At 61.3% G+C, this 1,335-nt stretch carries 1 protein-coding gene and 1 pseudogene; both read left to right on the top strand.

Annotated elements, in window-relative coordinates; all coding sequences use genetic code 11:
* Positions 1-837: pseudogene (locus tag E1J61_RS36545) on the top strand (PilN family type IVB pilus formation outer membrane protein); the annotation flags it as partial.
* Between the two features lie 13 nt (positions 838-850).
* Positions 851-1,335, top strand: a 485-nt coding sequence (locus E1J61_RS36540) for a hypothetical protein (protein ID WP_133098616.1), incomplete at its 3' end; no start/stop codon positions are given.

The raw sequence follows: 1,335 nt of genomic DNA, 5'->3' as shown, positions 1-1,335 counted from the left end.
GATACGCGAGATGTTGTCGACCAGGTGGCGAAGATTGTCGATCACGAGAATGCCGCCAACACGCGCCAGATTGCAATGCGCGTGGAAGTCCTGTCGGTCAAGCTGAACAACGGCCAGGAATTCGGTGTCGACTGGGATCTGGTGTTCAATCAAGTGTCCAATCTGGTGCCGTGGTCCTTGCGTTTCTCTTCGCCGGCATCGCTTGTCAGTAACAACGCAGCCAACCTCGGCGTATCGATTCTCGCGCCGACCAATGGGGCGATGTCGGCCTCGCAGGCGCGATGGGGCGGCTCGAAGGCGTTCTTTAAGGCACTGTCGAGCTTCGGTCGGGTGAGCGTGGTCACGACCGCGAACGCGATGACGCTGAATCGACAACCCGTTCCTGTCGCGATTACGAACCAGACTACCTATCTTGCGAAGGTCACGCCTGCGCCGGCTGGTGCCAGCGGCAGTGCCGGTGGTACGCCTGGCCTGGAACCTGGTACGGTGACAACCGGCTTCCTGCTGAATCTTTTGCCGACCGTCCTCGACAGCAATAGCATTCTGCTGCAATTTGGCCTCGGCATTTCCGATCTCACGGCGCTGGTGGACGTGCCGTCTGGCGACCAGAAGATCCAGGCACCGGAGATCTCCTCAACGGACTTCCTGCAAAAGGTCGCAATCCGCCCGGGTGAGACACTGGTGCTTTCCGGCTATGAGCGCTCCGCAGGCCAATACGATAAGCGCACGCTGACGTCGGGAGCACCTATTGGACTGGGTGGGTCGATCAACGGCACTTCCAATCGCGAAGCCGTGGTCATCCTGGTGACGCCTGTCCTGTCCGAAGGCGCAATCTAAGGCAGACGACAGTATGTCCGTGCACATCGTTCCAGTGGGCGACGCGCTGGCAGTCTTCGGGCTGAGCTGGCACCCGCTCAGCGACACCGACCGCGAGCGGGCGGAAGCGCGCCAGCTGTTCAAGGAATTCGACGCGTCCCATTGCGTTCGCGCGGCAAGCCAGGTGGAGGTCCTATATGGCCTGTTGCCAGCGGACGACCGGCGTTCGCTGGTTTCTGCCGGCACAATCCCGCGCAACGCCAAGCTGTTATCGCCCGCGATCCTGCTGGCGACGATGCCAGACGCGGGGGCAAATCTACTTTGGGCGGAGTTCCGTGGCGACACGGCGCATATGGCCGTCGTGGAAAATGGAGTTCCCTTCCCGGGTGGGGACTATCGTGGCTCGAAGGCGGAGGTCCTCGCCGCAGCCGAATCCATCCTTGCGCAGACCGACTCGAAGTTCCAGTTCTTTGGAAACCTGCTTCCGGACAGCATCCCGCTCCCGCTGACTGACCTCGT

Origin of the sequence: Cupriavidus sp. L7L (genome assembly GCF_004353535.1) — a bacterium.
In the GTDB taxonomy this organism is placed as follows: domain Bacteria; phylum Pseudomonadota; class Gammaproteobacteria; order Burkholderiales; family Burkholderiaceae; genus Cupriavidus; species Cupriavidus oxalaticus_A.
Note: the sequence above shows the minus strand (reverse complement) of the source record. Positions and strands in the feature narration are given on the sequence as shown.